The sequence below is a fragment of the Microbacterium sp. XT11 genome, from assembly GCF_001513675.1.
Lineage (GTDB): Bacteria > Actinomycetota > Actinomycetes > Actinomycetales > Microbacteriaceae > Microbacterium.
This window is the reverse complement of record NZ_CP013859.1, coordinates 2,037,908-2,061,551: the sequence shown is the minus strand read 5'-3', so window position 1 is coordinate 2,061,551 and position 23,644 is coordinate 2,037,908. Positions and strand designations below refer to the sequence as shown.

General features: G+C 70.5%; 25 protein-coding genes. 10 read left to right on the top strand and 15 right to left on the bottom strand.

The genetic code is table 11. The annotated features are described in order from the left end of the window. Positions 1-48 precede the first annotated feature (48 nt). A complete protein-coding gene (locus tag AB663_RS09570) occupies positions 49-1,473 on the top strand; it encodes an aminopeptidase P family protein (RefSeq protein WP_067198342.1) in 1,425 nt (474 codons plus the stop codon). A gap of 60 nt (positions 1,474-1,533) precedes the next feature. Here the strand turns inward: AB663_RS09570 and AB663_RS09565 are convergent, their stop codons facing one another. The 3 genes from AB663_RS09565 to AB663_RS09555 are packed head-to-tail and all read right to left on the bottom strand — an operon-like array spanning position 1,534 to position 4,212. Continuing rightward, a complete protein-coding gene (locus tag AB663_RS09565) occupies positions 1,534-2,724 on the bottom strand; it encodes a MalY/PatB family protein (RefSeq protein WP_067198339.1) in 1,191 nt (396 codons plus the stop codon). A gap of 14 nt (positions 2,725-2,738) precedes the next feature. Further along, positions 2,739-3,386 carry an alpha/beta hydrolase family protein gene (locus AB663_RS09560; protein ID WP_067202531.1) on the bottom strand — a complete coding sequence of 216 codons (648 nt, stop codon included), beginning with the start codon at positions 3,384-3,386 and terminating at the stop codon, positions 2,739-2,741. Between the two features lie 19 nt (positions 3,387-3,405). Beyond that, positions 3,406-4,212 carry a general stress protein gene (locus AB663_RS09555; protein WP_067202528.1) on the bottom strand — a complete coding sequence of 269 codons (807 nt, stop codon included), beginning with the start codon at positions 4,210-4,212 and terminating at the stop codon, positions 3,406-3,408. A gap of 74 nt (positions 4,213-4,286) precedes the next feature. On the opposite strand from AB663_RS09555, the gene AB663_RS09550 reads away from it, so the two are divergent. Genes AB663_RS09550 through AB663_RS09535 form a run of 4 tightly spaced genes read left to right on the top strand, consistent with a single transcriptional unit; the run spans position 4,287 to position 7,689 of the window. Then, complete coding sequence (locus tag AB663_RS09550) at positions 4,287-5,549, top strand: magnesium transporter MgtE N-terminal domain-containing protein (protein WP_067198336.1); 1,263 nt, start codon at positions 4,287-4,289, stop codon at positions 5,547-5,549. Continuing rightward, positions 5,549-6,070: a DUF1003 domain-containing protein gene (locus AB663_RS09545; protein ID WP_067198334.1), complete on the top strand. Its 522-nt coding sequence runs from the start codon at positions 5,549-5,551 to the stop codon at positions 6,068-6,070. The genes AB663_RS09550 and AB663_RS09545 overlap by 1 nt, the downstream gene beginning before the upstream one ends. Next, positions 6,067-7,194 (top strand): Mrp/NBP35 family ATP-binding protein, encoded by a 1,128-nt coding sequence (locus tag AB663_RS09540; protein WP_067198332.1) that lies wholly within the window; start codon positions 6,067-6,069, stop codon positions 7,192-7,194. Before AB663_RS09545 ends, AB663_RS09540 begins: the two co-directional genes overlap by 4 nt. 3 nt (positions 7,195-7,197) lie before the next feature. Beyond that, positions 7,198-7,689 carry a YcxB family protein gene (locus AB663_RS09535; RefSeq protein ID WP_067198330.1) on the top strand — a complete coding sequence of 164 codons (492 nt, stop codon included), beginning with the start codon at positions 7,198-7,200 and terminating at the stop codon, positions 7,687-7,689. 90 nt (positions 7,690-7,779) lie between these two features. Here AB663_RS09535 and AB663_RS09530 read toward each other — a convergent pair whose 3' ends face one another. Then, the gene (locus tag AB663_RS09530) at positions 7,780-8,166 is read right to left on the bottom strand and encodes a twin-arginine translocase TatA/TatE family subunit (protein WP_067198328.1); all 387 of its coding nucleotides are present in this window, start codon (positions 8,164-8,166) and stop codon (positions 7,780-7,782) included. Between the two features lie 60 nt (positions 8,167-8,226). Here AB663_RS09530 and AB663_RS09525 point away from each other — a divergent pair, with 60 nt between their 5' ends. Continuing rightward, the gene (locus tag AB663_RS09525) at positions 8,227-8,862 is read left to right on the top strand and encodes an O-methyltransferase (RefSeq protein ID WP_067198325.1); all 636 of its coding nucleotides are present in this window, start codon (positions 8,227-8,229) and stop codon (positions 8,860-8,862) included. A 90-nt stretch (positions 8,863-8,952) separates the two neighbouring features. On the opposite strand, the gene AB663_RS16910 is transcribed toward AB663_RS09525, so the two are convergent. From AB663_RS16910 to dapE, 3 genes are all read right to left on the bottom strand, one after another. Next, the gene (locus tag AB663_RS16910; protein WP_071328210.1) at positions 8,953-9,126 is read right to left on the bottom strand and encodes a DUF3117 domain-containing protein; all 174 of its coding nucleotides are present in this window, start codon (positions 9,124-9,126) and stop codon (positions 8,953-8,955) included. A 94-nt stretch (positions 9,127-9,220) separates the two neighbouring features. Continuing rightward, positions 9,221-10,438, bottom strand: a complete 1,218-nt coding sequence (locus AB663_RS09520) for a hypothetical protein (RefSeq protein WP_067198323.1) — start codon at positions 10,436-10,438, stop codon at positions 9,221-9,223. Further along, the gene (dapE, locus tag AB663_RS09515; protein WP_067198320.1) at positions 10,420-11,493 is read right to left on the bottom strand and encodes a succinyl-diaminopimelate desuccinylase; all 1,074 of its coding nucleotides are present in this window, start codon (positions 11,491-11,493) and stop codon (positions 10,420-10,422) included. The genes AB663_RS09520 and dapE overlap by 19 nt, the downstream gene beginning before the upstream one ends. Positions 11,494-11,558: 65 nt before the next feature. Here dapE and dapD point away from each other — a divergent pair, with 65 nt between their 5' ends. Both dapD and AB663_RS09505 read left to right on the top strand, forming a co-directional pair. Continuing rightward, positions 11,559-12,512: a 2,3,4,5-tetrahydropyridine-2,6-dicarboxylate N-succinyltransferase gene (gene dapD, locus AB663_RS09510; RefSeq protein ID WP_067198317.1), complete on the top strand. Its 954-nt coding sequence runs from the start codon at positions 11,559-11,561 to the stop codon at positions 12,510-12,512. Between the two features lie 269 nt (positions 12,513-12,781). After that, on the top strand, positions 12,782-14,200 hold the full coding sequence (locus AB663_RS09505) for a DEAD/DEAH box helicase (protein WP_067198314.1): 1,419 nt from the start codon (positions 12,782-12,784) through the stop codon (positions 14,198-14,200). Between the two features lie 345 nt (positions 14,201-14,545). Here the strand turns inward: AB663_RS09505 and AB663_RS09500 are convergent, their stop codons facing one another. The 6 genes from AB663_RS09500 to AB663_RS09475 form a co-directional block, all read right to left on the bottom strand. Further along, positions 14,546-15,865 carry a citrate synthase gene (locus AB663_RS09500; RefSeq protein ID WP_198147851.1) on the bottom strand — a complete coding sequence of 440 codons (1,320 nt, stop codon included), beginning with the start codon at positions 15,863-15,865 and terminating at the stop codon, positions 14,546-14,548. Between the two features lie 145 nt (positions 15,866-16,010). Then, positions 16,011-17,123, bottom strand: coding sequence for a succinyldiaminopimelate transaminase (dapC, locus tag AB663_RS09495; RefSeq protein WP_067198312.1), 1,113 nt, complete (start codon positions 17,121-17,123; stop codon positions 16,011-16,013). 4 nt (positions 17,124-17,127) lie between these two features. Continuing rightward, on the bottom strand, positions 17,128-17,448 hold the full coding sequence (gene fdxA / locus AB663_RS09490) for a ferredoxin (RefSeq protein WP_067198310.1): 321 nt from the start codon (positions 17,446-17,448) through the stop codon (positions 17,128-17,130). Positions 17,449-17,457: 9 nt separating this feature from the next. Further along, positions 17,458-17,859 carry a histidinol dehydrogenase gene (locus AB663_RS09485; RefSeq protein ID WP_232304515.1) on the bottom strand — a complete coding sequence of 134 codons (402 nt, stop codon included), beginning with the start codon at positions 17,857-17,859 and terminating at the stop codon, positions 17,458-17,460. 132 nt (positions 17,860-17,991) lie between these two features. After that, positions 17,992-18,306 carry an AzlD domain-containing protein gene (locus AB663_RS09480; RefSeq protein WP_067198307.1) on the bottom strand — a complete coding sequence of 105 codons (315 nt, stop codon included), beginning with the start codon at positions 18,304-18,306 and terminating at the stop codon, positions 17,992-17,994. Then, the gene (locus AB663_RS09475; RefSeq protein ID WP_067202520.1) at positions 18,303-19,007 is read right to left on the bottom strand and encodes an AzlC family ABC transporter permease; all 705 of its coding nucleotides are present in this window, start codon (positions 19,005-19,007) and stop codon (positions 18,303-18,305) included. The genes AB663_RS09480 and AB663_RS09475 overlap by 4 nt, the downstream gene beginning before the upstream one ends. A 93-nt stretch (positions 19,008-19,100) precedes the next feature. On the opposite strand from AB663_RS09475, the gene AB663_RS09470 reads away from it, so the two are divergent. After that, positions 19,101-19,649, top strand: a complete 549-nt coding sequence (locus tag AB663_RS09470; protein ID WP_067198305.1) for a helix-turn-helix domain-containing protein — start codon at positions 19,101-19,103, stop codon at positions 19,647-19,649. A 77-nt stretch (positions 19,650-19,726) separates the two neighbouring features. On the opposite strand, the gene AB663_RS09465 is transcribed toward AB663_RS09470, so the two are convergent. Both AB663_RS09465 and typA read right to left on the bottom strand, forming a co-directional pair. Then, positions 19,727-20,614 (bottom strand): phospholipase, encoded by an 888-nt coding sequence (locus tag AB663_RS09465; RefSeq protein ID WP_067198302.1) that lies wholly within the window; start codon positions 20,612-20,614, stop codon positions 19,727-19,729. A 189-nt stretch (positions 20,615-20,803) separates the two neighbouring features. Further along, positions 20,804-22,717 carry a translational GTPase TypA gene (typA, locus tag AB663_RS09460; protein WP_067198300.1) on the bottom strand — a complete coding sequence of 638 codons (1,914 nt, stop codon included), beginning with the start codon at positions 22,715-22,717 and terminating at the stop codon, positions 20,804-20,806. A 133-nt stretch (positions 22,718-22,850) separates the two neighbouring features. Here typA and AB663_RS09455 point away from each other — a divergent pair, with 133 nt between their 5' ends. Continuing rightward, the gene (locus AB663_RS09455) at positions 22,851-23,636 is read left to right on the top strand and encodes a CPBP family intramembrane glutamic endopeptidase (protein WP_198147850.1); all 786 of its coding nucleotides are present in this window, start codon (positions 22,851-22,853) and stop codon (positions 23,634-23,636) included. The last annotated feature ends 8 nt before the right edge of the window (positions 23,637-23,644 follow it).

Here is a 23,644-nt window from a genome sequence, read left to right as displayed (position 1 = left end):
GTCGCGAACGGCGAGGCGGATCAGCCCGGGCAGTGACAGACTTGAAGCATGAACACCGGAGAACGCGACACGATCGCCGAGACCGCCGCTGAGCCCGCCGTCGAGAACAGCAGCACCAACCGCAAGCAGCCCTTCCCCCGCGGATTCCTCGAGACCATCTCGACGGGCTGGGCCGAGCGCCCCGAATCCCTCCCCGCCCCGCGCGCGCAGGCGCCCTATGCCGCAGCACGCCGCGCCGCGGTCTCCGCCGCGTTCCCCGGGAAGCGGCTGGTGTTCCCCGCGGGTTCGCTGAAGCAGCGCAGCAACGACACCGACTACGTGTTCCGCGCGCACTCGGCGTTCGCGCACCTGACCGGTTGGGCGTCCGACTCCGAGCCGGACTCCGTGCTCGTGTTCGACCCCACCGACGACGGTCACGACGTGACGCTGTACTTCCGCGAGCGCGCCGACCGCACCACGACCGAGTTCTACGCCGACGCGACGATCGGCGAGTTCTGGATCGGCCCCCGGCCCGCCCTCGCCGGCGTCGCAGCCGACCTCGGCATCCGCACCGATCACCTGGCAGCGTTCGAGGCCGGCTCCGACGACCTGACCCTCGGCGAGTCCGCCGAGCTCGACCGCTTCGTGTCGGAGCTGCGACTCGTCAAGGACGAGTACGAGATCGCCGAGCTGCGCCGAGCCGTCGAGATCACGGCACGCGGCTTCGACGACATCATCCGCGCACTCCCCGAAGCCATCGAGCACTCCCGGGGCGAGCGCGTCGTGGAGGGCGTGTTCCACCGGCGCGCGCGTGAGGACGGCAACGGTGAAGGGTACGACACGATCGCGGCGTCCGGACCGCACGCGTGCTACCTGCACTGGACCCGCAACGACGGGACCGTCGTGCCCGGCGACCTCATCCTCGTCGACGCAGGCGTGGAGGCCGACAGCCTGTACACCGCCGACATCACGCGCACCCTGCCGGTATCAGGCACCTTCACCGAGGTGCAGCGGCGCGTGTACGAGACGGTGCGCGAGGCGGCGGACGCCGCGTTCGCCGCGGCGCAGGTCGGCGTCCCGTTCCGTGACGTGCACGGCGCCGCCATGGAGGTCATCGCCCGCCGCGTCGCCGAGTGGGGCCTGCTGCCGGTGAGCGCCGAAGAGGCTCTCGATGCGGATGCCGGCGGCCAGCACCGCCGCTACATGGTCCACGGCACCTCGCACCACCTGGGCATCGACGTGCACGACTGCGCCCAGGCGCGTCGCGAGATGTACTACGACGGCATCCTGCAGCCGGGCATGGTCTTCACCATCGAGCCGGGGCTGTACTTCCAGATCGACGACCTCACCGTGCCGGCCGAGCTGCGCGGCATCGGCGTGCGCATCGAGGACGACATCCTCATGACCGAGGACGGTCCGGTCAACCTCTCGGCGGGCATCCCCCGAACCGCCGACGAGGTCGAGGCCTGGATCGCACGGGTGCAGCGGGGCTGAGACCACAGGGCTGCTCCGGCGAGCGCACGGTCCCTCCGCGCGGCCGTGCGCTCGCGGAGGTCAGGCCGCCCGGCCCCGCTCGTCGAGCCGTGCCAGCGCCTCCGCCATCTGCCGCACCGCCTGCTCGATCACAGGACGGGGCGTCGCGAGGATGAACCGGAGGAACCCCTCGCCCGCTTCGCCGCACGCCGCGCCGTCGGTGAGCGCGACGTCGGCGTGCTCGCGGAAGAAGTCCGCAGGTGACCCCTCGATGCCCAGCTCCCGAGCATCGAGCCAGGCGATGTACGTCCCCTCGGGCGGTGTGTACCGCATCGCGGGGATGTGCTCGCGCAGCAGGTCGGCGAGAAGCCGCCGGTTGCCGTCGAGGTAGCCGAGCGTGTCGTCGAGCCACGCGCCGCCCCGCTCGTACGCTGCGGTGTTGGCGATGACCCCGAGCGTGCTCGCACTCTGCTCGGCGCGCGTCACGGCGGGCGTCGCCCAGGTCTCGACGTCGGCGTCGTTGCTGAGGATCACCTGGGCCGTCTTGAGGCCCGGAAGGTTCCAGGACTTCGACGCGCTGGTCGCCGTGATCGTGTGACCGGCCGCCACCTCGCCGATGCTGGCATACGGCACGTGACGATGCGGCGCGTACACGAGCGGAGCGTGGATCTCGTCGGAGAAGACCCGTCCGCCGTGGCGGGCGACCACCGCGGCGACCGCCTCGAGCTCGTCGCGTTCGAACACCCGCCCCACAGGGTTGAACGGGTTGCAGAGGATCAGCAGCCCTCCCCCCGCGGCGAAGGCCCGGTCGATCCCGTCGAGGTCGAGCGTGTAGCGCCCGTCGTCGAGCAGCATGGGGACCTCGATGATCTCGCGCCCGTGAAGCGGCGGGATCTTCAGGAACGGCATGTACGACGGGGTCGGCAGCACGATCGCCGACCCCGGAGCCGTGTAGTGATCGATCGTCACCCGCAGACCGGTGAGCACATCGCCGACGTGCTTGATGCGCTCGGGCGCCACATCCCAGCCGTAGCGTTCGCGGTGCCAGTGCGCGCAGGCCTCCGCCATCCGCTGCGCGATGTGCGGGGGCAGATACCCGGTCAGCCCGTCGTGCACGGCGGAGACCAGGGCCTCGCCGATCACCGGTGCGACGCCGAAGTCCATCTCCGCGACGAACGCGCCGATCGCCTCTGGCACGGTGGACCACTTGTAGCTGCCGATCTCGCGCAGCCGGTCGATCGTGATGCCGTCGAAGTCGTGTGGGGTGCTCATACACCCCCATGGTCTCAGCGCTCGACGAATGACGACACGAATGTGACCAAGGATGACCCGATCTCGGATGCCGGACGCTTGTGCCCCTTCACCTCGAAGCTGTGCCCGCCGCCGTCGATCCATACCACCGTGGCGTCGCGACAGGTCTCCACCACCGCCTCGAACTGCGCGAGCGGTTGGATGAACGGGTCATTCGTCCCCTCGATGAACAGCTGCGGAACGGCGATGGCGGGCAGATGGTCGGCACGAGGCTTCTCCGGCGCACCCGGGGCGTGCAGCGGGTAGCCCAGGTAGACGAGGCCGTCGACGTCGAGACCGTCGGCGACCGCCATCGACGCCATCCTGCCGCCGTACGATTTGCCCGCTGCCCACACCGTGGCCCCGGGGTCACGCTCGCGCGCCGTGTCGACCGCGGAACGCCACGTCGCGATCGCGTGCGCGGCAGGGCCGGGCATGCGGCGCCCCTGCTCGACGTAGGGGAAGTTGAAGCGCAACGTGGAGAAGCCGTCGGCGGCGAGGGCTTCTGCGAAGCCGGTGAGGAACGGATGGTCCTTGCCCGCCCCCGCTCCGTGGGCGATCAGCACCGTCGCCCCGCGTTCGCCCTGATGCCAGTCGGCCGACACCTCGACGATCCCGGCGGGCAGGGAGACCGGGATCGTCATGCTCACCGAAGCCGTCTCGTCATGCACCCGTCGTCCCGCGGCCGGCGCCGGGCGCCTGACCGTCGTCCGTGCGGCCTGAGCCGTCGGCACCGGGACCGGCCGGCGGCTCAGGGTCGGACGGGCGCTCCGGAACGGGAGACTGCTCGGGACCGGCCGGCGGCTCTGGCGCTGCGGGCCGGGGTGGAACGCCGGGTGGCGTCTGCTCGACCGGAGGGGCGGGCTCGACGGGCGGCGTCGGCTCGGCCGGGGGCGTCGGCGCCGCAGCGGGCGGCGGGGGCGTCGCGGGGGCGGGAGGTGCGATCCGCTCCCCGTAGCGCGGCGGCTCATCGAGGTCGACGGGCGGGCGCACGACGGTGGTGGGCCGTACCGTCCCGAGCACCTGGCGGGCCTTCGCGAGGGAGGCCGGCTGCACCGTCACCTCGTAGTGGTCGGCGGCGAACTGCGTGACGCTCGCGAAGTCGCGTCGGCGCCGCACGATCGCGTAGGTGACGAGGCTGAGCAGCATGCCGAGCGCGACACCGATGAGCACGAAGCCGACGAAGAGCTGCATCGGCACGTCGGGGTTGCCGAGCACGAGGATCGCCGAGAGGAACAGGCCGATCAGCACGCCGTTGATCGCTCCTGAGCGCGCGGCCGCGGCGTAGCCAAGCCGTCCGGTGATGCGCTCGACGGTGCGCACGCTCTGCCCGATGATGGCGATGTCGCGCGCGGGCACCTCTGCCGCGATGAGTTTCGACACCGTCTTCTGCGCGCTCTCGTAGTCGCGCATCGACGCGACGATCTCGCCGGTGCCGTCGGACCCGGTCGGACGATTCAGCATGCTCATGCGGCCCATTGTTTCATGCCCGCGTCGGCACGGGCCCAGGGCTGCGGTGCAAGGGCGCAGACTACGCTGGAAGGGTGAGCACACAACGGGTATTCGCCGCGCGCCTCGCAGGGTGCGCCGTCTTCGACCCCGTAGGCGACCGGCTCGGCAAAGTCCGCGACGTCGTCATCGTGTACCGAAGTACCGCAGCCCCGCGCGTGATCGGCCTGGTGGTCGAGATTCCGGGGCGCCGCCAGGTGTTCCTCTCGATCGGGCGCGTCACGTCGATCCGCGCCGGCCAGGTCATCAGCACCGGACTCATCAACGTGCGCCGCTTCTCACCCCGCGCCGGCGAGGTCAGGATCCTCGCCGAGCTGCTCGGCCGCCGTGTGAGCCTCGTCGACGGCAGCGGCACCGCCGTCATCGAGGATGTCGCCATCGAGCCGAACCGCCTGGGTGAATGGGCGATCAGCCAACTCTTCCTGCGCCGTCCCAAGACGAGCGCTTCGCCGTTCGCGAAGGGGCCCACCACCTTCGCCGCGTGGAACGAGGTCACCGAGCAGCGGTCGCCCGGGGAGTCGCAGTCGGCCGAGCAGCTCGTGGCCTCGTACTCCGAGCTGCACGCGGCGGACCTCGCCAACACGCTGCTCGACCTGCCGCAGCAGCGACTCCTCGAGGTCGCGGAAGAGCTCCCCGACGACCGCCTCGCCGATGCTCTCGAGGAGATGCCCGAAGACGAGCAGGTGCACATCCTCGACAGGCTCGGCGATGAGCGGGCCGCCGACGTGCTCGACCAGATGGAGCCGGACGACGCGGCCGACCTCCTCGCCCAGCTGCCGCCGAAGCGGCTCGAGCATCTTCTGGAGCTCATGGAGCCGGAGGAGGCCGAAGACGTCAGGATGCTCCTCCGCTACGGTCCCGACACCGCCGGCGGCCTCATGACCCCGGAGCCGATCATCCTCTCCGCGGATGCCACGGTGGCGGAAGCCCTCGCCCTGATCCGTCGGCACGAGCTCCATCCCGCCCTGGCGGCCGCCGTGTTCGTCACCCTTCCCCCGTTCGAGACGCCCACCGGCCGGCTCCTGGGCGTCGTGCACTTCCAGCGGATGCTGCGCTACCCGCCGCACGAGCGGCTGGGAGCCATCGTCGACGACAGCCTCGAGCCCGTTCCGGTGACCGCATCCGCCGCCGAGGTGGCGCGCATGCTGGCCAGTTACGACCTCGTGTCCTTGCCCGTCGTCGACGCGGCGCACCGCCTCGTCGGCGCGATCAGCGTCGACGACGTCCTCGACTACCTGCTCCCCGACGACTGGCGTTCGCATGACGTCGACGAGTCCTCCGCGAAGGAGGTGCGCTGATGCCCCGCTCCTCGCGCGCCGCCCGGCTCGACGCCCCGCTCGGCCGTGGCACCACGCGGCAGAAGTCCACGTCGCGCGACCGGTTCGGGCGCTTCACCGAGTGGGTCGCCCGTGCCATGGGGACTCCGGCGTTCCTCGTCATCCTCAGCCTCTTCTGCATCCTCTGGATCGGGTGGAACACGCTGATGCCGCGACACCTGCGCTTCGACGACGCGGCGCTCGGGTTCACGGCGCTCACTCTCATGCTGTCGCTCCAAGCCTCGTACGCCGCTCCGCTGATCCTCCTCGCGCAGAACCGCCAGGACGACCGCGACCGCGTGCAGATCGAGCAGGACAGGCAGCGCGCCGAACGAAACCTGGCAGACACCGAGTACCTCGCCCGCGAGATCGTCGCCCTGCGGATGTCGCTCGAGGAGCGCAACGCCCAGGTCGTCACGCGGGACGTGCTCCGCCAGGAGCTCAAGGCCCTGCTGGCCGAGCTCGACGGGCACGAGGACAAGCCGACGGCGGGAACGTCGTGAACGCCGACGCCGCGGCGGTGCGGGCTGCGGTCTCCGCCGTCGCCGACCCCGAGCTGCGGCGCCCGATCGGCGAGCTCGACATGGTGCGCGACATCTCCGTCGACGGCGGGCGCGCGCAGGTCTCGATCGTCCTGACCATCGTCGGGTGCCCGGCCGCCGACCGCATCGAGAACGATATCCGCCGGGCCGCGGCATCCGTGCCAGGCGTCACCGAGGTGGATCTCTCCATCGGGGTCATGACGCCTGCCGAGCGCAAGGCCCTCACCGAGAAGCTCCGCGACGGCAGGCCGGCACGGCAGATGCCCTTCGGGCCCGAGTCGCTCACCAGGGTGATCCTGGTGTCGAGCGGCAAGGGCGGTGTCGGCAAATCGACCGTGACGGCGAATCTCGCCGTGGCACTCGCGCAGCAGGGCCTGGCGGTGGGGCTGGTCGATGCGGATGTGCACGGCTTCTCGATCCCCGGACTGCTCGGCATCCCCGCCGGTACGCAGCCGACGCGCATCGACGACCTCATGCTCCCGCCCGTCGCCTACGGAGTGAAGACCATCTCGATCGGGATGTTCCTCCGCGAGGGCGAAGCCGTCGTGGCGTGGCGAGGGCCCATGCTGCACAGGACCGTGCAGCAGTTCCTCACCGACGTCTTCTTCGGCGACCTCGACGTCCTGCTCATCGACATGCCCCCGGGAACCGGGGACATCGCCATCTCGATCGGCCAGCTCCTCCCTCACGCGGAGGTCCTCGTGGTGACCACACCGCAGGCCGCCGCGTCGGACGTCGCGATCCGCAGCGGTCTCGTGGCGCGGCAGACCGGTCAGAAGGTGATCGGAGTCGTCGAGAACATGGCTCCCTTCACGCTCCCCGACGGCACGGTCGTCGACCTCTTCGGCACGGGCGGGGGTGCGGCGGTCGCCGAGGCCCTCTCGGCGGACTCCACCTCCCCCGTCCCGCTGCTCGCCTCCATCCCGCTCAGCCCGGCGCTGCGCAGCGGCGGAGACGCCGGACGACCCGTCGTCGTCGAGGCGGAGACGGATGCCGCCGCGCTGGTGATCCGCGATCTCGCACGAACGCTCGCCGGTCAAGGCCGCGGGCTCGCGGGGCGTGCTCTTCCGGTACGGGTGGGCTGAGCCGTGGCCGGATCTCCGCGATCTCTCGTCGTCGACGAGTCCCTGCTCCGCCGCATCGCCGCGAGCGCCTCCTGGTACACCCTCACACGCCCGTGGGCGATCGTGATGTGGGCGGTGCTCGTCGCAGCGCTCGTCGTGAGCATACGCAACACGGTGGTGGCGGGCGCGGACGCCGACGTCCTCACCGCCTGGCTGCCGGTGGCCGTGGCGGCGCTCGGAGCGTACGCGGTGTGGCTGACCACGGCGAGCGCGCGACGCGCCGTGCGGGCGGCGATGCCGGCCGAGTCGACCGTCTGGGGCGAGCTGCTCGACGACCGGCTGCGCGTCGGCGTCGGGCGTCGCACCTCGGAGATCCCGTTCTCGACGTTCCGGAGCGTCCACGCCCGGCGGGATGCCGTGCTGCTCCGGCTGCACGGCGCCTCCGCCGTGACCGCCCTGCCGCGAGAACTGTTCAGCGACGAGGACATCGCGCTGCTGCGCTCCCGCATCGGCTGAGCCGGGAGCAGTCCTCGGCGACCGCCAGGCCTGCGGGCGACCTCGGCCGTCTTCACGTGCGCCGGTCAGGGCACGAGCACGATCAGCAGATCAGGTCGCTTCGTCGTCGAAGGGCGGGGGCGTCTCGCGCGTGAACTCGTGCCGCGTCATGGACGTGCGCACCGGCACCACCGCGGGCTCGGCGAGAGCCGTGGACTGCGCGGGCTGTGCGGGCGCGGGATCGTCTTCGAACAACGCATCGCGGATGATCCGGCGCGGGTCGTACTGCCGCGGATCGAGCTTGCGCCAGTCGACCTCGTCGATCTCGGGTCCCATCTCCTCGCGGACCCGCGACTTCGTGTCGCGCATGAACTCTCCCGCACGCCGGACGAGCTTGGCGAACGTCTCGGCATATCGGGGCAGCCGCTCGGGGCCGACGAGCAGAACCGCGACCAGACCGATCAGCAGAATCTTCTCGAACGAGATCCCGAGTTCCATCTCTCCAGGCTACCGCCGCGCCTGCCCTCTCTCCGCACGCCGAGCGCCTACCCTGGAAACATGAGCGAACACGACGCGAACGCGCGCTTCATCCGCGAGGCCATCGTGGAGCCGGCACCGATCGCCCGTGCCCGCGCCCACGCGATCGAGCTCGGCGCCGCGCCCCTCAGCGCCGCCGTGGGCTCTCAGATCGCGGTGCTCGCGGCCGCGACCGGCGCACGCTCCCTCGTCGAGATCGGCACGGGCGCTGGTGTGTCCGGACTCTGGCTGCTGCGCGGGGCGCCCCAGGCCGTGCTCACCACGATCGACAACGAGCCCGAGCATCTGGCCGCCGCCCGCCAAGCGTTCGCCGACGCCCGCATCCCCGCCACGCGGGCCCGTTTCATCACGGGTCGCGCCGCGGATGTCCTCCCCCGCATGAACGAGGCCTCCTACGACATCGTCCTCGTCGACGCCGATCCGGAGAACGTCATCGAGTATGTCGAACACGGACTGCGGCTCGTCCGCACGGGCGGCATGGTGCTGGTGCCCCGCGTGCTCGCCGGTGGCCGCGTCGCCGACCCCGTGCAGCGCGACGCCGTCACGTCGGCGTACCGGTCCCTCATCCAGGAGACGCAGGAGTCCTCCGCCGTCCTCGCCACCGTGTCGCCCGCGGGCGAGGGGCTGCTGCAGCTCATCAGCGTCGGCGCCGACTGACCCCCCTCCGGGACGCGAAGCCGGCGTACCCCGAGACGCGAGAAGGGCGGCGGATCGAGATCCGTCGCCCTTCTCGGTGAGTACGAGGGGTCAGGCCGGTGCCACGACGGCGCCCAGCACGTCGTGAAGCTCCTTCGCCTCGGCGTCGTTCACGGAGACGACCAGACGGCCGCCACCCTCGAGCGGCACGCGAACGATGATGAGTCGCCCCTCCTTCACGGCCTCCATGGGCCCGTCGCCGGTCCTCGGCTTCATCGCTGCCATCGTGGCTCCCTTTCCTCGGTGGTATCCACCCAGTTTATCGGTAGTCACTGAGACCTTGACGTCTGCTGTGAAGAAATGCATCGATCATTCACATTCACGGCACCTGCCAGAACGTGTTGCCCAGCCCGTACATCTCGTGGATCCAGAACCACTGGCCGAGAAGACAGGCCGCGAGCACCCCGAGCCGCCACCACCGCAAGCGCGGCACGGCGACGGCGCCCCACAGCGGGCTCAGCGGCAGCAGCAGCCGGAAGGTGCTCGATTGCGGGAAGAACACGGCGAGGAGGTACACGAGGTAGCTCGCGCTCCACAGCCGGAGATCCGCCCCCAGGGCGCGCACCGCCGGCACCAGGAGGAGCGTGACGCCGACGACGGCGACGAGCAGCACGAGCGCGACGGGCCCCCAGTCCGGCGGCATCCCCCACACCCCGAACCAGAACTGGGACGCCTGCAGCCACCCTTCGAACGGCACGAACCCGTCGACGCCCCCGATGATCCACAGCCTCCTCCAGGCGAGCTCCGTGGAGAGGTAGGCGTCGGGCACGCCGGTCGCGATCGCCGCGATCACCTGCCATGCGAAGCCGCACGCCGCGGAGAGGAGGCCGGCGACGACGATGTGCACGACCTGGACGGTCCGCAACGGCTCTGAGCGCCGGCCGACCCAGCGCACGATCCCGTGCAGCGCGAGGTAGAGCGCGAAGGCGAGAGCCCCGGGGCGGGTGAAGGCCATCACCGGGACGAGCAGGTACAGCCACGCGTAACGTCGACGTGCCACGGCGTCGAGTGCGAGGAACAGGAGCAGGAGGAACAGGCTCTCCGCATAGCCGACCTGGAACATCGCGGCGAGCGGCCCCGTGGCGAAGAACGTCACGGCCCACATCGCCGCGGAACGACCGACGCGCGGCCGGAGCAGGCGGTGCAGCACGAGGCAGGCCGCGTACCCCGAGGCGAACGAGACGACCAGGGCGCCTGCCCCCCAGGAGCCCACGAGCAGGCCGACGGCCTTCGCGAGGTAGGCGAACACGGGCATGAAGGCCCACGCGTTCTCGGCGACGGTTCCCGCATCGGTCGACGGCAGCGTCGAGGGATATCCGTAGTCGGCGACGATCCAGTACCACTGCGCATCCCAGCCGACCACGAAGGATCCGAGACCCGGGTCGGCCCCGAACCGGGACAGCGAGGTCGAGACGGATGCCGCGTCGAGGAAGAACACCGTCGTGACCGCGCGTGCGGCGAGGTAGACGACGGCGATGCGGAGGGGCAGCGGGACGCGCGCCCACCGACGCGCCGCGGTCAGCGCGAGCTGAGCCATGCGCGCAGGCCGCGCTCGACCGTCTCGATCTGTGCGACGGGCACCCGCTCCTCGTCGTGGTGCGCGAGGTGCGGGTCGCCAGGGCCGTAGTTCACGGCCGGGATGCCCATCGCCGAGAAGCGCGCGACATCCGTCCAGCCGTACTTCGGGCGGGGCTCTGCATCCACGGCCTCGACGAACTGCCGGGCCACCGGCGCGTCGAGCCCGGGGCGCGCCCCCTCGGCCACGTCGGTGATCTCCACGTCGAACCCTGCCAGCACCGAACGGATGTGCGCCTCTGCGTCGGCTGCCGACTTGCTCGGCGCGAACCGGTAATTGACCTCGACCTCGCACGCGTCGGGTATCACGTTGCCCGCCACGCCACCGGCGATCCGCACGGCGCTGAGGCTCTCGCGGTACAGCAGTCCGTCGACAGCCACCTCGCGTGCGCGGTACTCCGCGAGCCTGGTCAGGATGGGAGCCGCGCGATGGATCGCGTTCTCGCCCACCCACGCCCTGGCTGCATGCGCGCGCACGCCGGTCGTTCGCACGATCGCCCGCAGCGTGCCGTTGCAGCCGCCCTCCACCTCGCCGTTCGACGGCTCTCCGAGGATCGCGAAGTCGGCCTCGAACAGGTCGGGGCGCACGGCGGCGAGCAGCCCGAGGCCGTTCTTCGACGCCTCGACCTCTTCGTTGTCGTACCACATCCACGTCACGTCGACGGCCGGATCGGAGAGTTCGGCGGCGAGCTTGAGCTGCACGGCCACGCCGGCCTTCATGTCGACCGTGCCGCGGCCCCACAGGTACGGGACGCCGTCGATCTCGACGTCGCGCGTGGGGACGTTGCCGTTGATCGGGACCGTGTCGATGTGGCCCGCGATCGCGACACGCTGCGCTCGACCGAGGTTCGTCCGCGCGACCACGGTGTTGCCGTGCCGCACGAGCTCGAGGTGGGCGGCGAGTCGAAGGGCCTCCTCGATCGCGTCGGCGAGCGCGCGCTCGTCACCCGACGCGCTGGGGATGTCGCAGAGGGCACGGGTGAGGTCGACGGAGGACGCGGTCAGATCGAGCACCATGCCCCCCAGCCTACTTTCACGACATGTGGCCCATGACGGGATCCCGGTCGCGATAGCGTGGAGACATGACGGACGCGCGCACGGTGTGGGGTACGGGACTGACGACGATCGCGGGAGACGGCACCGTGCTGGATGCCTGGTTCCCCGAGGTCGCGACCGCGCGCCCGAACTCCGGCGACGCGGCGGCGGCAGTCATGGCCCTCGATGCGCTGGCCGGTCCGGACGAGCGCCGCAACGTCACGGTGGAGACCGTCGAGCTGGCGATCGACCTCGACGCCGCCCCCACCTCCACCGCCGACGCGTACCTCCGTCTGCACGCGCTGTCACACCTGATCGTGCGGCCGAACGAGGTCAACCTCGACGGCATCTTCGCGCACCTCCCGACGGTTGCGTGGACCAATGCCGGGCCCATGCACCCCGACGATGCACAGCGCCTTCGTCCGCTGCTGCAGCGCGCCGGCATCCAGGTGCAGGGTCTGGACAAGTTCCCGCGCCTGACCGACTATGTGCAGCCGCGCGGCGTGCGCATCGCCGACGCGTCGCGCGTGCGACTCGGCGCGCACCTCTCGCCGGGCACCACGGTGATGCACGAGGGTTTCGTGAACTTCAACGCCGGCACCCTCGGCGCCTCCATGGTCGAGGGTCGCATCTCCCAGGGCGTGGTCGTCGGCGACGGCAGCGACATCGGCGGCGGCGCGTCGATCATGGGCACGCTGTCGGGCGGCGGCACGCACCGCGTCTCGATCGGGGCGCGCACCCTGCTGGGGGCCAACGCCGGGATCGGCATCTCCCTCGGCGACGACTGCGTCGTGGAGGCCGGACTGTACGTGACGGCCGGCACCAAGATCGTGCTCGTCGACGGCCCGACCACAGCGGACGGCGGCAAGAAGACCGTCAAGGGCGCCGAGCTCTCCGGCCAGGACGGCCTCCTGTTCCGCCGCAACTCGCTGACCGGAGCCGTCGAAGCCGTTCGTCGCGCCGGTGTGGGCGTCACGCTCAACGAAGCGCTGCACGCCTGAACCGCGGGCCCGGAGGAAGCGTCGCACGCATCGGCGCGGTCTTGAGCGGGCCACCCCCAGCACACTGATACACTGGAGGTGCTGTTCGCGCCTGCGGCCGAACGGCATCGTCGTCGACACGGGGTCTCTGAGGACCGAACGCGAGCACGAATGCTCCCACCACCAGCATCCGACTGGCCTTTCGCACGGCGAACCGATGCGCTCTCTGCGCCGTCGCCCACCTCATCCCCACGATCGCGCGCCCCGCTGCGCGCAGACGGAGTCTCTCCATGCCTTCTTTCCTCGACCTCGGCGTGCCCGCCGAGCTCGCCGCCGTCCTCGCCGCCTCGGGCAAGACCGAGGCCTTCGCCATCCAACGCGACACGCTCCCCGACTCACTCGCCGGACGCGACCTCCTCGGCCGCGGACGCACCGGCAGCGGCAAGACCATCGCATTCGCGCTGCCGCTCGTGGCACGCCTCGCCGCGTCGGGCAGGAAGCGCCGCGCCGGCCTTCCGCGTGGGCTCGTGCTCGCACCGACCCGCGAACTCGCCACGCAGATCGCTGCCACCGTCGCCCCGCTCGCCGAGGCCGTCGGTCTCTCCGTGACCACCGTGTTCGGCGGCGTCAGCCAGCGACCGCAGGAGCGCGCGCTGCAGGGCGGCGTCGACATCGTCGTCGCGTGTCCTGGCCGCCTCGAAGACCTCATGAAGCAGCAGGTCGTGCGTCTCAGCGCGATCGAGGTCACCGTGCTCGACGAGGCCGATCACATGGCTGATCTCGGCTTCCTCCCCGGGGTCACGCGCATCCTGCAGGCCACGCCGGCCGGGGGCCAGCGCCTGCTCTTCAGCGCGACGCTCGACCGCGGCATCGACACGCTGGCACGCCGCTTCCTGGTGAACCCGGTGAGCCACGAGGTCGATGAGGCCAGCGTGCCCGTCGGGGAGATGACCCACCGCGTGCTCGTCGTCGACTCCCCCGAGGACAAGACGGCGCTGGTGCGCGACCTCGCTTCCGGCACCGGCCGCCGCATCCTCTTCACGCGCACGAAGCACCAGGCGAAGAAGCTCGCCAAGCAGCTCACGGCCGCCGGCATCCCCGCGGTCGACCTGCACGGGAACCTCTCGCAGAACGCGCGTGAGCGCAACCTCGGCGCGTTCTCGGCCGATCCCGCGGCCGGCGGCGTGCGCGTGCTCGTGGCGACCGACGTGGCGGCGCGCGGCGTGCACGTCGACAACGTCGACCTCGTGGTGCACGTCGATCCGCCCGTCGAGCACAAGGCTTACCTGCACCGCTCCGGGCGCACGGCGCGCGCCGGCGCCGCCGGTACCGTCGTCACGGTCGTGCTGCCCGATCAGCGTCGCGACGTGAAGGACCTGCTCCGCAAGGCTGCCATCTCGGCGCCCCTCGAAGACCTCACGGCGGATGCCGTCACCGAGCTCGTCCCCGAGCGCGCGCCGCACGTGCGCCCCGCGCCGGCGCAGACTCAGCCTCAGCGCCAGGCAGCGCAGCGCCCCGCCGGAGGCGAGAGGTCGTCGGCTGCCACTCCGCCGTCACGTCGCCGGCGCCGCCGGTCCAGGGGCCAGGGCGCAGCGCCGCAGGGCGGCTCTCGCCAGGGCGGTCAGGGGCAGGCGAAGGGCGGCGGACGACCGACCCGCGGAAACGGGAGCACGCGTTCGCAGGGCGGACGAGGCGGACAGGCGCGCTGACCCGCGCCGCGACGTCTGAAAGGGCCTACCCGCGCCGCGACGTCTGAAAGGGCCTACCCGCGCCGCGACGTCTGAAAGGGCCTACCCGCGCCGCGACGTCTGAAAGGTCGGAATCCTCGCGCGACACGCCGGTGACGGCATCCGCCGCCCGGCGAGTCGCACCGAGGCTCCGACCTTTCGCGCGCCTCGACGCGACCGCCTCAGCGCGACCACCTCGGTGCAACCGCACCTCAACGGAACCGTACCTCAACGGAACCGCGCCTGAGCGCGACCGGCAGAGGATCCTCTCTCCGGTACGCAGAAGAGCGGATGCCGCCCGGCATCCGCTCTTCTCGGCGTTCGCGGTCAGCGCGCGGAGTAGCTGCGCTCCGGGGAGCCGACGTAGAGCTGCTGCGGACGGCCGATCTTCGTCTGCGGGTCGAGCTGCAGCTCGCGCCACTGCGCGAGCCAGCCGGGAAGCCGTCCGATCGCGAACAGCACCGTGAACATACGCGTGGGGAAGCCCATGGCCTTGTAGATGACGCCGGTGTAGAAGTCGACGTTCGGGTAGAGGCGGCGCTCACGGAAGTAGTCGTCGGCGAGGGCGATCTCCTCGAGCTCCTTCGCGAGGTCGAGGAGCGGGTCGGAGACTCCGAGAGACGCCAGCACCTCGTCTGCCGCAGCCTTGACGAGCTTGGCACGCGGGTCGTAGTTCTTGTAGACCCGGTGCCCGAAGCCCATGAGCTTCACGCCCTCTTCCTTGTTCTTCACGCGCTCGACGAAGCGGGACACGCTCTGGCCCGACTCGCGGATCTGACCGAGCATCGTCAGCACGGCCTCGTTGGCTCCGCCGTGCAGCGGGCCGGACAGCGCCTGGATGCCGGCGGAGATCGAGGCGAACTGGTTCGCGCCGGTCGATCCGACGAGGCGGACGGTCGAGGTCGACGCGTTCTGCTCGTGATCCTCGTGCAGGATCAGGAGGAGCTCGAGGGCCTTCGCCATGACGGGGTTGACCTCGTACTCCTCGGAGTGCACGCCGAAGTTGAGCTTGAGGAAGTTCTCGACGAAGCCGAGGGAGTTGTCGGGGTAGAGGAACGCCTGGCCGATGCTCTTCTTGTGGGCGTAGGCGGCGATGACCGGGAGCTTGGCCAGCATGCGCACCATGTTGAGCTCGACGTGCTCGGGGTTGTGCGGGTCGGTCTGCCCCTCGTAGTAGGTCGAGAGCGCGGCCACGGCCGACGACAGCACCGACATCGGGTGCGCGGTGTGCGGCAGAGCGGAGAAGAAGCGCTTGAGGTCTTCGTGCAGGAGCGTGTGGCGGCGGATCTTCTCATCGAACTCGGCGAGCTCGGACGCCGAGGGGAGCTCGCCGTAGATCAGCAGCCACGCCACTTCGAGATAGCTCGTCGATCCGGCCAGCTGCTCGATGGGGTATCCCCGGTAGCGCAGGATCCCCTTGTCACCGTCGATGAACGTGATCGCCGACTTCGTCGACGCCGTGTTCACGAACCCGTAATCGAGCGCGGTGTAGCCGGTCTGGCGGGTCAGCGTGGAGAAGTCGATGCTGTCGTGCCCCGCCGTGCCCCGCACGACCGGGAACTCAGACGTTCTGTCGCCGATCGTCAGCTTCGCCGTCGCCTGCTGGTCTGCCGCTGCGCTCACGCGGGCCTCCTCAAGAGTTGTCATCAAGCCGGATGTGGCGATGTCGCCGGCGCAGTCAGCGCCCTGTCGTTCGAGACGTCGGTTCTCGACGGAATCGCCTCTACAGCCTAGTCGTCATGCAGGCCTACTGTGGCAACCGCCAAAAGGAACGCCGTTCCGATGAGGAAATCTACAGGGTTCCCCCAGAGAGCCGCCGAGCGGCCTCGGCGACGCGTTCGCTGGGCGCCGTCAGGGCGAGGCGCACGTGCTCGTGCGAGTGCGTCCCGTAGAACGGCCCTGGCCCCGCGAGGATGCCGAGCTCGGCGAGCCGCGCCATGCTCTCCCAGGCATCCCTCCCCTCCGTCGCCCAGAGGTACAGGCCGGCCTCTGAACCGTCGATGCGGAAGCCTGCCGCCTCGAGCGCGGGACGCAGCACGTCACGACGAGAGCGGTAGAGCTCCTTCTGCGCGCGCACGTGTTCGTCGTCCCCCAGCGCGACCGCCATGGCGTGCTGGACCGGTGCCGGCGGCATGAGACCGAGGTGCTTCCGCGCGGCGAGCAGGTCGCCGACGATGCGAGAGCAGCCGGCGATGAACGCGGCGCGATAGCCCGCGAGATTGGACTGCTTGCTCAGCGAGTACACGCTGAGCAGGTTCGCCCGGCTGCCGCCGGTCACGCGCGGGTCGAGGACCGACGGTACCGGCTGATGCGTCCAGGGTCCGTCCCAGCCGAGCTCGGCATAGCATTCGTCGCTCGCCAGCACGGCGCCGAGCTCCCGGGCACGGGCGACCGCCCGCGCGAGCTCGTCGATCGACCAGGTACGGCCGTCCGGGTTGCCCGGCGTGTTGATCCAGACGAGCTTCGTGCCGTCCGGCCACTCGTCCGGCTCGTCGATCGCGAGAGGCGTGGATCCCGCGACGCGGGCGCCCACCTCGTAGGTCGGGTAGGCGACACGCGGGTGCACCACGATGTCGCCCTCACCGAGCCCCAGCAGCGTGGGCAAGAGCGCCACGAGCTCCTTGGACCCGATGGTGGGCAGCACGTTGTCGACGGTCAGGTTGGGCACGCCCCTGCGCCGTGCATACCAGGCGACGATGGCCTCGCGAAGCGCCGGTGTCCCAACCGTCTGCGGATAGGCGTGCGCATCCGTCGCCTCGGCGAGCGCACGTCGGATGAGTTCGGGGGTCGGATCGACCGGAGAGCCGATCGAGAGGTCGACGAGTCCGCCCGGATGCCGGGAGGCTCGCTCGCGGTACGGGACCACGGCGTCCCACGGGTAGTCGGCGAGGTCGCGGACGCTCACCGGGTCACTCGCCCTGCGGCGGGAGGGCGGCGATGATCGGGTGATCGAACGGATACACGCCGACCTTCGCGGCGCCTCCGGGCGAGCCGATCTCGTCGAAGAACTCGACGTTGGCCTTGTAGTAGTCCTGCCACTCCTCGGGCAGATCGTCTTCGTAGTAGATCGCCTCGACCGGGCACACCGGCTCGCACGCGCCGCAGTCCACGCACTCGTCGGGGTGGATGTACAGCGAGCGCTCCCCCTCGTAGATGCAGTCGACGGGGCACTCGTCGATGCAGGCACGGTCCTTCACATCGACACAGGGAAGGGCGATCACATACGTCACGGTCCCAGTCTACGACTCGCGCGCCGTGGACTCGGCCGCGGGCGCGTCAGGCCGCACCGCCGCGCGGTTCAGCGAGGGCCACGCCACCGCGAGCAACACCAGGCCCGACACGAGGTAGATCCAGATGTGCCCGGCGACCGTGTCCTGCACCACGACGGAGCCGCCGGGGCCGACGCCCGAGATCAGCATCAGCATCCCCACCATCCCGATGCCGGCCGCGAGCGTGGCGCCGCGGTCATGGGTGAGCGCTCTGATCGCCACGAGGATCGCTCCGCACGCGATCGCTCCGACGACCAGGCCGACCGGGATCACTCCCCAGGTGAGGCTGTGCGCGATGGTCCCCGCGACGCCGAACACTCCCCCGACGACGAAGGCCGCGAGCCAGGACAGCACTTTGGTAAGCCAGGTCATCCGCACTCCATCGATCCTACGCTCGAGCGTCGACGCCGATTGCCGACCGGCGACGCGGGCCGGCCCACGGAGGCCGGCGACGCGGGCCGGCCCACGGAGGCCGTCGACCCGGCCCGGCTCACGCGGCCCGGCTCACACGGCCCAGCCGACCAGCCGAAGGAGGGCAGCCACCGCCGCGGCCGCGACGACCACCACGAGGAACGACTGCCGCATCCACAGCAGGCCCGCCGCGACCATGAGTGCCGGCACGCGCGCATCCACCGTGATCGCCTGCCCGCTGCCGAGCGTCTGCACCGCGACGAGCGCCGAGAGCAGGGCGACGGTCAGCAGGTCGGAGATCCGTGCGGGCCGCGGCGCCTCGAGGACCCGGGACGGGACGAGGTAGCCCGCGGCCTTGAGCGAGAGGCAGATGATCGCCGCGAGAAGGATCGCGGACCACAGCGTCACGCGACACCACCTGCTCTGCGCGGCGCGCCTGACCGGCCGAGCCAGTCGGTCCATCCCACGACGATCGCGACGACCGCGGCGACGAGCACCGGGAGCCCGGGCATGAGGAAGGGCGTGAGGACAGCCGCCACGACGGCGGCCGCCGCACCGACGGCGCCCGCCTGCCTGCGTCGCAGCCGGGGCCACAGCAGCGCGAGGAAGGCTGCGGCAGCCGCCGCGTCGAGACCCCACGTCCTGGGATCGCCGAGCACGTCGCCCACGAGAGCACCCACGAGCGTCGTGAGGTTCCACCCCACGAAGATGCCGACGCCGGTGACCCAGAAGCCGACGCGGCGCAGTCGGGGATCGTCTTGAGAGATGGCGACGGCGGTCGACTCGTCGATCGTGAAGTGTGCCGCGGCCGCTCTGTCGCGCGCACGCGTGCCGATGATCTGCGACATCCTCATGCCGTAGGCGACATTGCGCACGCCGAGCAATCCGGCCGAGGCGATCGCCGAGGGCAGAGCGGCGAGGCCTCCCGCGCTGAAGACGCCGACGAATGCGAACTGCGATCCTCCCGTGAACATGAGCAGGCTGAGGACGCAGGTCTGCCAGACGTCCAGACCAGCGGCCACGGCGAGCGCCCCGAACGAGACTCCGTACGCGCTGGTGGCGATCACGACGCCGAGGGCTTCGCGCCACACCTCCCGGTCGCCGCTCACGATTCGACTGTTCGGTTCATTGAACACATGGACATCATTCTGAACGCTGCCCTGCATGTCGTCAAGCGAACGATCGTTTGACATGATGAACGCATGGATGACCTGCGCACTCGCATCGCCCGCACGCTGCGCCGGGAGCGGGAGACCTCGGGCCTGTCGGTGTCGGAGCTCGCGCGTCGCGCCGGCGTCTCGAAGGCGACGGTGTCGCAGCTCGAGAACGGGTCCGGCAACCCCAGCGTCGAGACCCTGTGGGCGCTCGGCGTCGCCCTCGGCGTGCCGTTCGCGGTGCTCGTCGACCAGCAGGCCAACGCGCCGACGCTGATCAGGGCCGACGATCACGCCGGCGTGCCGTCATCGGCCGCGGCCTACAGCGCGACGCTCCTCTCGGCGAGCCCGCCCGCCCCCCGCCGCGACATCTACCTCATCCGCGCCGACCCCGGCGATGCGCGCCGCTCCGACCCGCACCACCCCGGCACGATCGAGCATGTCGTGCTCATGACCGGACGGGCCGAGGTCGGTCCCGCCGACGCGCCGATCGTCCTGGGTCCCGGCGACTACCTCACCTACCCCGGAGATGCGCCGCACGTCTTCCGCGCCACCGAAGCGTCGACCTCCGCGGTTCTGATCTCCGAGCTGCGCTGAGGAGGTCTGACGCGCCGACGCGCCCGCCCGCCGTCCGTCTGTGGGCGCGCCCTGCACGGGTCTGTGAACCGGCGGGGTCAGTACCAGTTCGTGGCCTGCGAGTGCGACCAGGCGCTGCACGGCGTTCCGTACACCGAGGAGATGTAGCCCAGACCCCAGGCGATCTGCGTCGCGGCGTTCGTCTGCCAGTCTGCGCCCGCCGAAGCCATCTTGCTCCCCGGCAGAGCCTGCGGGATGCCGGTGGCACCGGAGGGGTTGTACGCCTGGTAGTTCCAGCTCGATTCCTTGGTCCACAACGAGTTCAGGCAGGAGAACTGGTCGTCTCCCCAGCCGTATCGGCTCGCCGCGAGCTGCCGCGCCGTGGCCTTCGCTCCATCGACGGTGTTCGCCGCGGCGAGCGCTGCCGCCGCCTCGGCGGCCTGCGCTGCGGCCGCAGCCGCCGCGTCGTCCGCGGCCTTCTTCTCCTGCGCGGCCGTGAGAGCGGCACGGAGCGTCGCCGTCTCCTGCTGCACGGCCTCGGTCTCGCGCTCCGCCCTGGCCGAAAGCGCCGTCAAGAGCATGGTCGGCATGAGCGCGCGGTCCTCGAGCTCGCTCACGTCGCGTGCCAGATCGTCGGTGTCGACGGACGTACGCTCCGCCACCACGGGCAGACCGGAGGCGAGCACCTCTTCGTTCATCGCTTCGGCCGCGCCCAGAGCATCCTGCGCCTGGGCGAGGGTCAGGGCCGCGCCATCGGCCAGCCGTGCGATCGGCTCCGCACCGGTGAACAAGCGAGCGACGGATGCCGCGGCATCCGGCTTCTCGGCCCCCACGGCGGGCGCAGAGACGATGCCGGTGGTGAGGGCGATGCCCAGGACTGCGGCGGCAGCGGTGCCGAAGATGAGCTTCGGCCGGCGGGCGGTCACGGCGGCGCGAGCGGATGCCGCCGCGGAGGCGCGCTGAAGCGCACGGGTCTTCTGAATCATGAGGGTTCGACTTTCGGGTCGTCGGACGCGCCCGCACAGGGGGCTCATCGGGAGTCGACCCCGGGCGCAAGTCATCCACCCTGACGGACGTTCCTGAGCGAAAAATCCACCTCACCTGGGTGTTCCATGAGAAGAGGGCCCCACACGCGCCCTGTGGCGGTGTGAGGCCCTCTTCTTCGGAACGGATTCTCAGGCGTTCGCGTCCTGTCGCTTGAGGCGGGAGGCCTCACGCCCGCGGATCGTCTGGTCGAGGATCACCTTGCGGATGCGCACGGCCTCGGGCGTGACCTCGACGCATTCGTCCTCACGTGCGAACTCCAGGGACTCCTCCAGCGACAGCAGCCGGGGAGGCGTCATCGACTCGAACGTGTCGGCCGTCGACGACCGCATGTTCGTGAGCTTCTTCTCCTTGGTGATGTTCACGTCCATGTCGTCGCTGCGGGAGTTCTCCCCCACGACCATGCCCTCGTAGACCTCGTCGCCCGGCTTGACGAAGAACGACATGCGCTCCTGCAGGGCGATCATCGCGAACGGGGTGGCGACACCGGCGCGGTCGGCGACGATCGACCCGTTCTGACGCGCGACGATCGAGCCGGCCCACACGTCGTAGCCGTGCGAGATGGCGTTGGCGATGCCGGTGCCGCGGGTGATCGACAGGAACTCGGTGCGGAAGCCGATGAGACCGCGCGACGGCACGATGAACTCCATGCGGATCCACCCGGTGCCGTGGTTGATCATGTTGTCCATGCGACCCCGGCGGTTCGCCATGAGCTGCGTCACGGCGCCGAGGTGCTCTTCGGGCACGTCGATCGTGAGGTGCTCGTACGGCTCGTGGACCTTGCCGTCAGGACCCTTGCGGGTGACGACCTGCGGCTTGCCGACGGTGAGCTCGAAACCCTCGCGGCGCATGTTCTCGACGAGGATGGCGAGCTGCAGCTCGCCGCGGCCCTGCACCTCCCACGCATCCGGGCGTCCGATGTCGTTCACGCGGATCGAGACGTTGCCGATGAGCTCGCGGTCGAGGCGGTCCTTCACCATACGTGCCGTGAGCTTGTGCCCCTTGACCTTGCCGACGAGCGGAGAGGTGTTGGTGCCGATGGTCATCGAGATCGACGGCTCGTCGACAGTGATCTGCGGCAGCGGACGCACGTCGTCCGGGTCGGCGATCGTCTCGCCGATCATGATGTCCGGGAAGCCTGCGATCACCGCGATGTCGCCGGGGCCGGCGGACTCGGCCGGGTACCGATCGAGGGCCTTGGTCATCAGCAGCTCGGTGATCCGGGCGTTCTGGGTGGTGCCGTCCTGGCGCACCCATGCCACGGTCTGACCCTTCTTCAGCGTGCCGTTGAACACGCGAAGCAGGGCGAGCCGGCCGAGGAAGGAGGACGAGTCGAGGTTCGTGACCCAGGCCTGAAGCGGCGCCTCATCATCGTACGAGGGAGCGGGCACGTGCTCCAGGATCGCCTCGAACAGCGGCTCGAGGTCGTCGTTGTCGGGCAGGGAGCCGTTCTCGGGACGGTTGCGTGATGCGGCTCCTGCGCGGCCGGAGGCGTACACGACCGGCACGTCGAGCAGGGCATCGACATCGAGGTCGGGCACGTCATCCTGCAGGTCTCCGGCAAGACCGAGCAGCAGGTCGTGCGCCTCATCCTCGACCTCCGCGATACGAGCGTCGGGGCGATCGGTCTTGTTCACGAGGAGGATGACCGGGAGCTTCGCCTCGAGCGCCTTGCGGAGCACGAAACGGGTCTGCGGCAGCGGTCCCTCGGACGCGTCGACGAGCAGCACGACGCCGTCGACCATCGACAGGCCGCGCTCGACCTCGCCGCCGAAGTCGGCGTGGCCGGGGGTGTCGATCACGTTGATGGTGATCGGGGTGTCGGTGTGGATGCCGTTATAGGTGATCGCCGTGTTCTTGGCGAGGATCGTGATGCCCTTCTCACGCTCCAGGTCGTTCGAGTCCATGGCGCGCTCTTCGACGTGGGCGTGCTCGCCGAACGAGCCGGTCTGGCGGAGCATCGCGTCGACGAGCGTGGTCTTGCCGTGGTCGACGTGGGCGACGATTGCGACGTTTCGGAGGTCTGAACGGAGGGCGTGCGCCATGCAGGAGTCCTAAGAAGAGGAATGGGATGCGCCGGGAACCCGACGTTCCAGGATAACGTACTGTCCGATCCGCTGGCTGAGCGGACCGTCGAGCCGCCGCGAGGAATCGCGGTCACGACGTACGATCGGGTCTGTGACCGCTGCCGATGCCCTCCCCTCCCCCTCGCGCACCCGGCTCTGGTGGGAGATCGCGATCGTCCTGGCACTCGGGCTGGGGCAGTCGGCGGTGTACGCGATCGTGCAGCTCGCATACCGGCTCACCGACAGCACGCCGCTCGCCGAGCAGACCACGACCCTCAACCCTTCCCGCAGCGATCGCGAGGTCTTCGACCTGATCTACCAGCTGCTCTCGATCGGCTTCTCCCTCGTGCCGGTGCTGCTGGTCTGCTTCCTCCTGTGGCAGTCGGGCCGCCCCCACCTCGGTCGGCTGGGTCTCGACGGTCGACGGATCGGAGCGGATGCGGTCCGCGGGCTCCTCCTCGTCCTCGCCATCGGCATCCCCGGCCTGGGGCTGTACCTCGCCGGCCGTGCCATGGGCCTGTTCGTCGCTGTGAACCCGGCGGGTCTGGACGCGCACTGGTGGACCGTGCCGGTGCTGCTGCTCGCGGCCGCCCGCGCATCGCTGCAGGAGGAGTTCGTGGTGCTCGGGTATCTGTTCGCCCGGCTGCGGGAGCTCGGCTGGAGGCCGTGGGCGATCATCGCGGCGACCTCGGTGCTGCGCGCGAGCTATCACCTGTACCAGGGGCCGGGCGCCTTCGTCGGCAACCTCGCCATGGGCCTGCTGTTCGGGTGGCTCTTCCACCGCACCGGGCGGCTGGTGCCGTTCCTCGTCGCGCACTTCGCCATCGACGCCACGGCCTTCGTCGGGTACCCGTGGGCCGCGGCGATGTGGCCGGATCTCTTCGGTCTCCCGTCCTGAGAGCGGCC

What these genes read in the sequence shown, in the direction of transcription:
- AB663_RS09570 (WP_067198342.1), top strand. Translation starts at nt 49, where the DNA reads ATGAACACCGGAGAACGCGACACGATCGCCGAGACCGCCGCTGAGCCC.
- AB663_RS09565 (WP_067198339.1), bottom strand. Translation starts at nt 2,724, where the DNA reads ATGAGCACCCCACACGACTTCGACGGCATCACGATCGACCGGCTGCGC.
- AB663_RS09560 (WP_067202531.1), bottom strand. Translation starts at nt 3,386, where the DNA reads ATGACGATCCCGGTCTCCCTGCCCGCCGGGATCGTCGAGGTGTCGGCC.
- AB663_RS09555 (WP_067202528.1), bottom strand. Translation starts at nt 4,212, where the DNA reads ATGAGCATGCTGAATCGTCCGACCGGGTCCGACGGCACCGGCGAGATC.
- AB663_RS09545 (WP_067198334.1), top strand. Translation starts at nt 5,549, where the DNA reads ATGCCCCGCTCCTCGCGCGCCGCCCGGCTCGACGCCCCGCTCGGCCGT.
- AB663_RS09530 (WP_067198328.1), bottom strand. Translation starts at nt 8,166, where the DNA reads ATGGAACTCGGGATCTCGTTCGAGAAGATTCTGCTGATCGGTCTGGTC.
- AB663_RS09525 (WP_067198325.1), top strand. Translation starts at nt 8,227, where the DNA reads ATGAGCGAACACGACGCGAACGCGCGCTTCATCCGCGAGGCCATCGTG.
- AB663_RS16910 (WP_071328210.1), bottom strand. Translation starts at nt 9,126, where the DNA reads ATGGCAGCGATGAAGCCGAGGACCGGCGACGGGCCCATGGAGGCCGTG.
- AB663_RS09520 (WP_067198323.1), bottom strand. Translation starts at nt 10,438, where the DNA reads ATGGCTCAGCTCGCGCTGACCGCGGCGCGTCGGTGGGCGCGCGTCCCG.
- dapE (WP_067198320.1), bottom strand. Translation starts at nt 11,493, where the DNA reads ATGGTGCTCGATCTGACCGCGTCCTCCGTCGACCTCACCCGTGCCCTC.
- dapD (WP_067198317.1), top strand. Translation starts at nt 11,559, where the DNA reads ATGACGGACGCGCGCACGGTGTGGGGTACGGGACTGACGACGATCGCG.
- AB663_RS09505 (WP_067198314.1), top strand. Translation starts at nt 12,782, where the DNA reads ATGCCTTCTTTCCTCGACCTCGGCGTGCCCGCCGAGCTCGCCGCCGTC.
- AB663_RS09500 (WP_198147851.1), bottom strand. Translation starts at nt 15,865, where the DNA reads ATGACAACTCTTGAGGAGGCCCGCGTGAGCGCAGCGGCAGACCAGCAG.
- AB663_RS09485 (WP_232304515.1), bottom strand. Translation starts at nt 17,859, where the DNA reads ATGACCTGGCTTACCAAAGTGCTGTCCTGGCTCGCGGCCTTCGTCGTC.
- AB663_RS09470 (WP_067198305.1), top strand. Translation starts at nt 19,101, where the DNA reads ATGGATGACCTGCGCACTCGCATCGCCCGCACGCTGCGCCGGGAGCGG.
- AB663_RS09465 (WP_067198302.1), bottom strand. Translation starts at nt 20,614, where the DNA reads ATGATTCAGAAGACCCGTGCGCTTCAGCGCGCCTCCGCGGCGGCATCC.
- typA (WP_067198300.1), bottom strand. Translation starts at nt 22,717, where the DNA reads ATGGCGCACGCCCTCCGTTCAGACCTCCGAAACGTCGCAATCGTCGCC.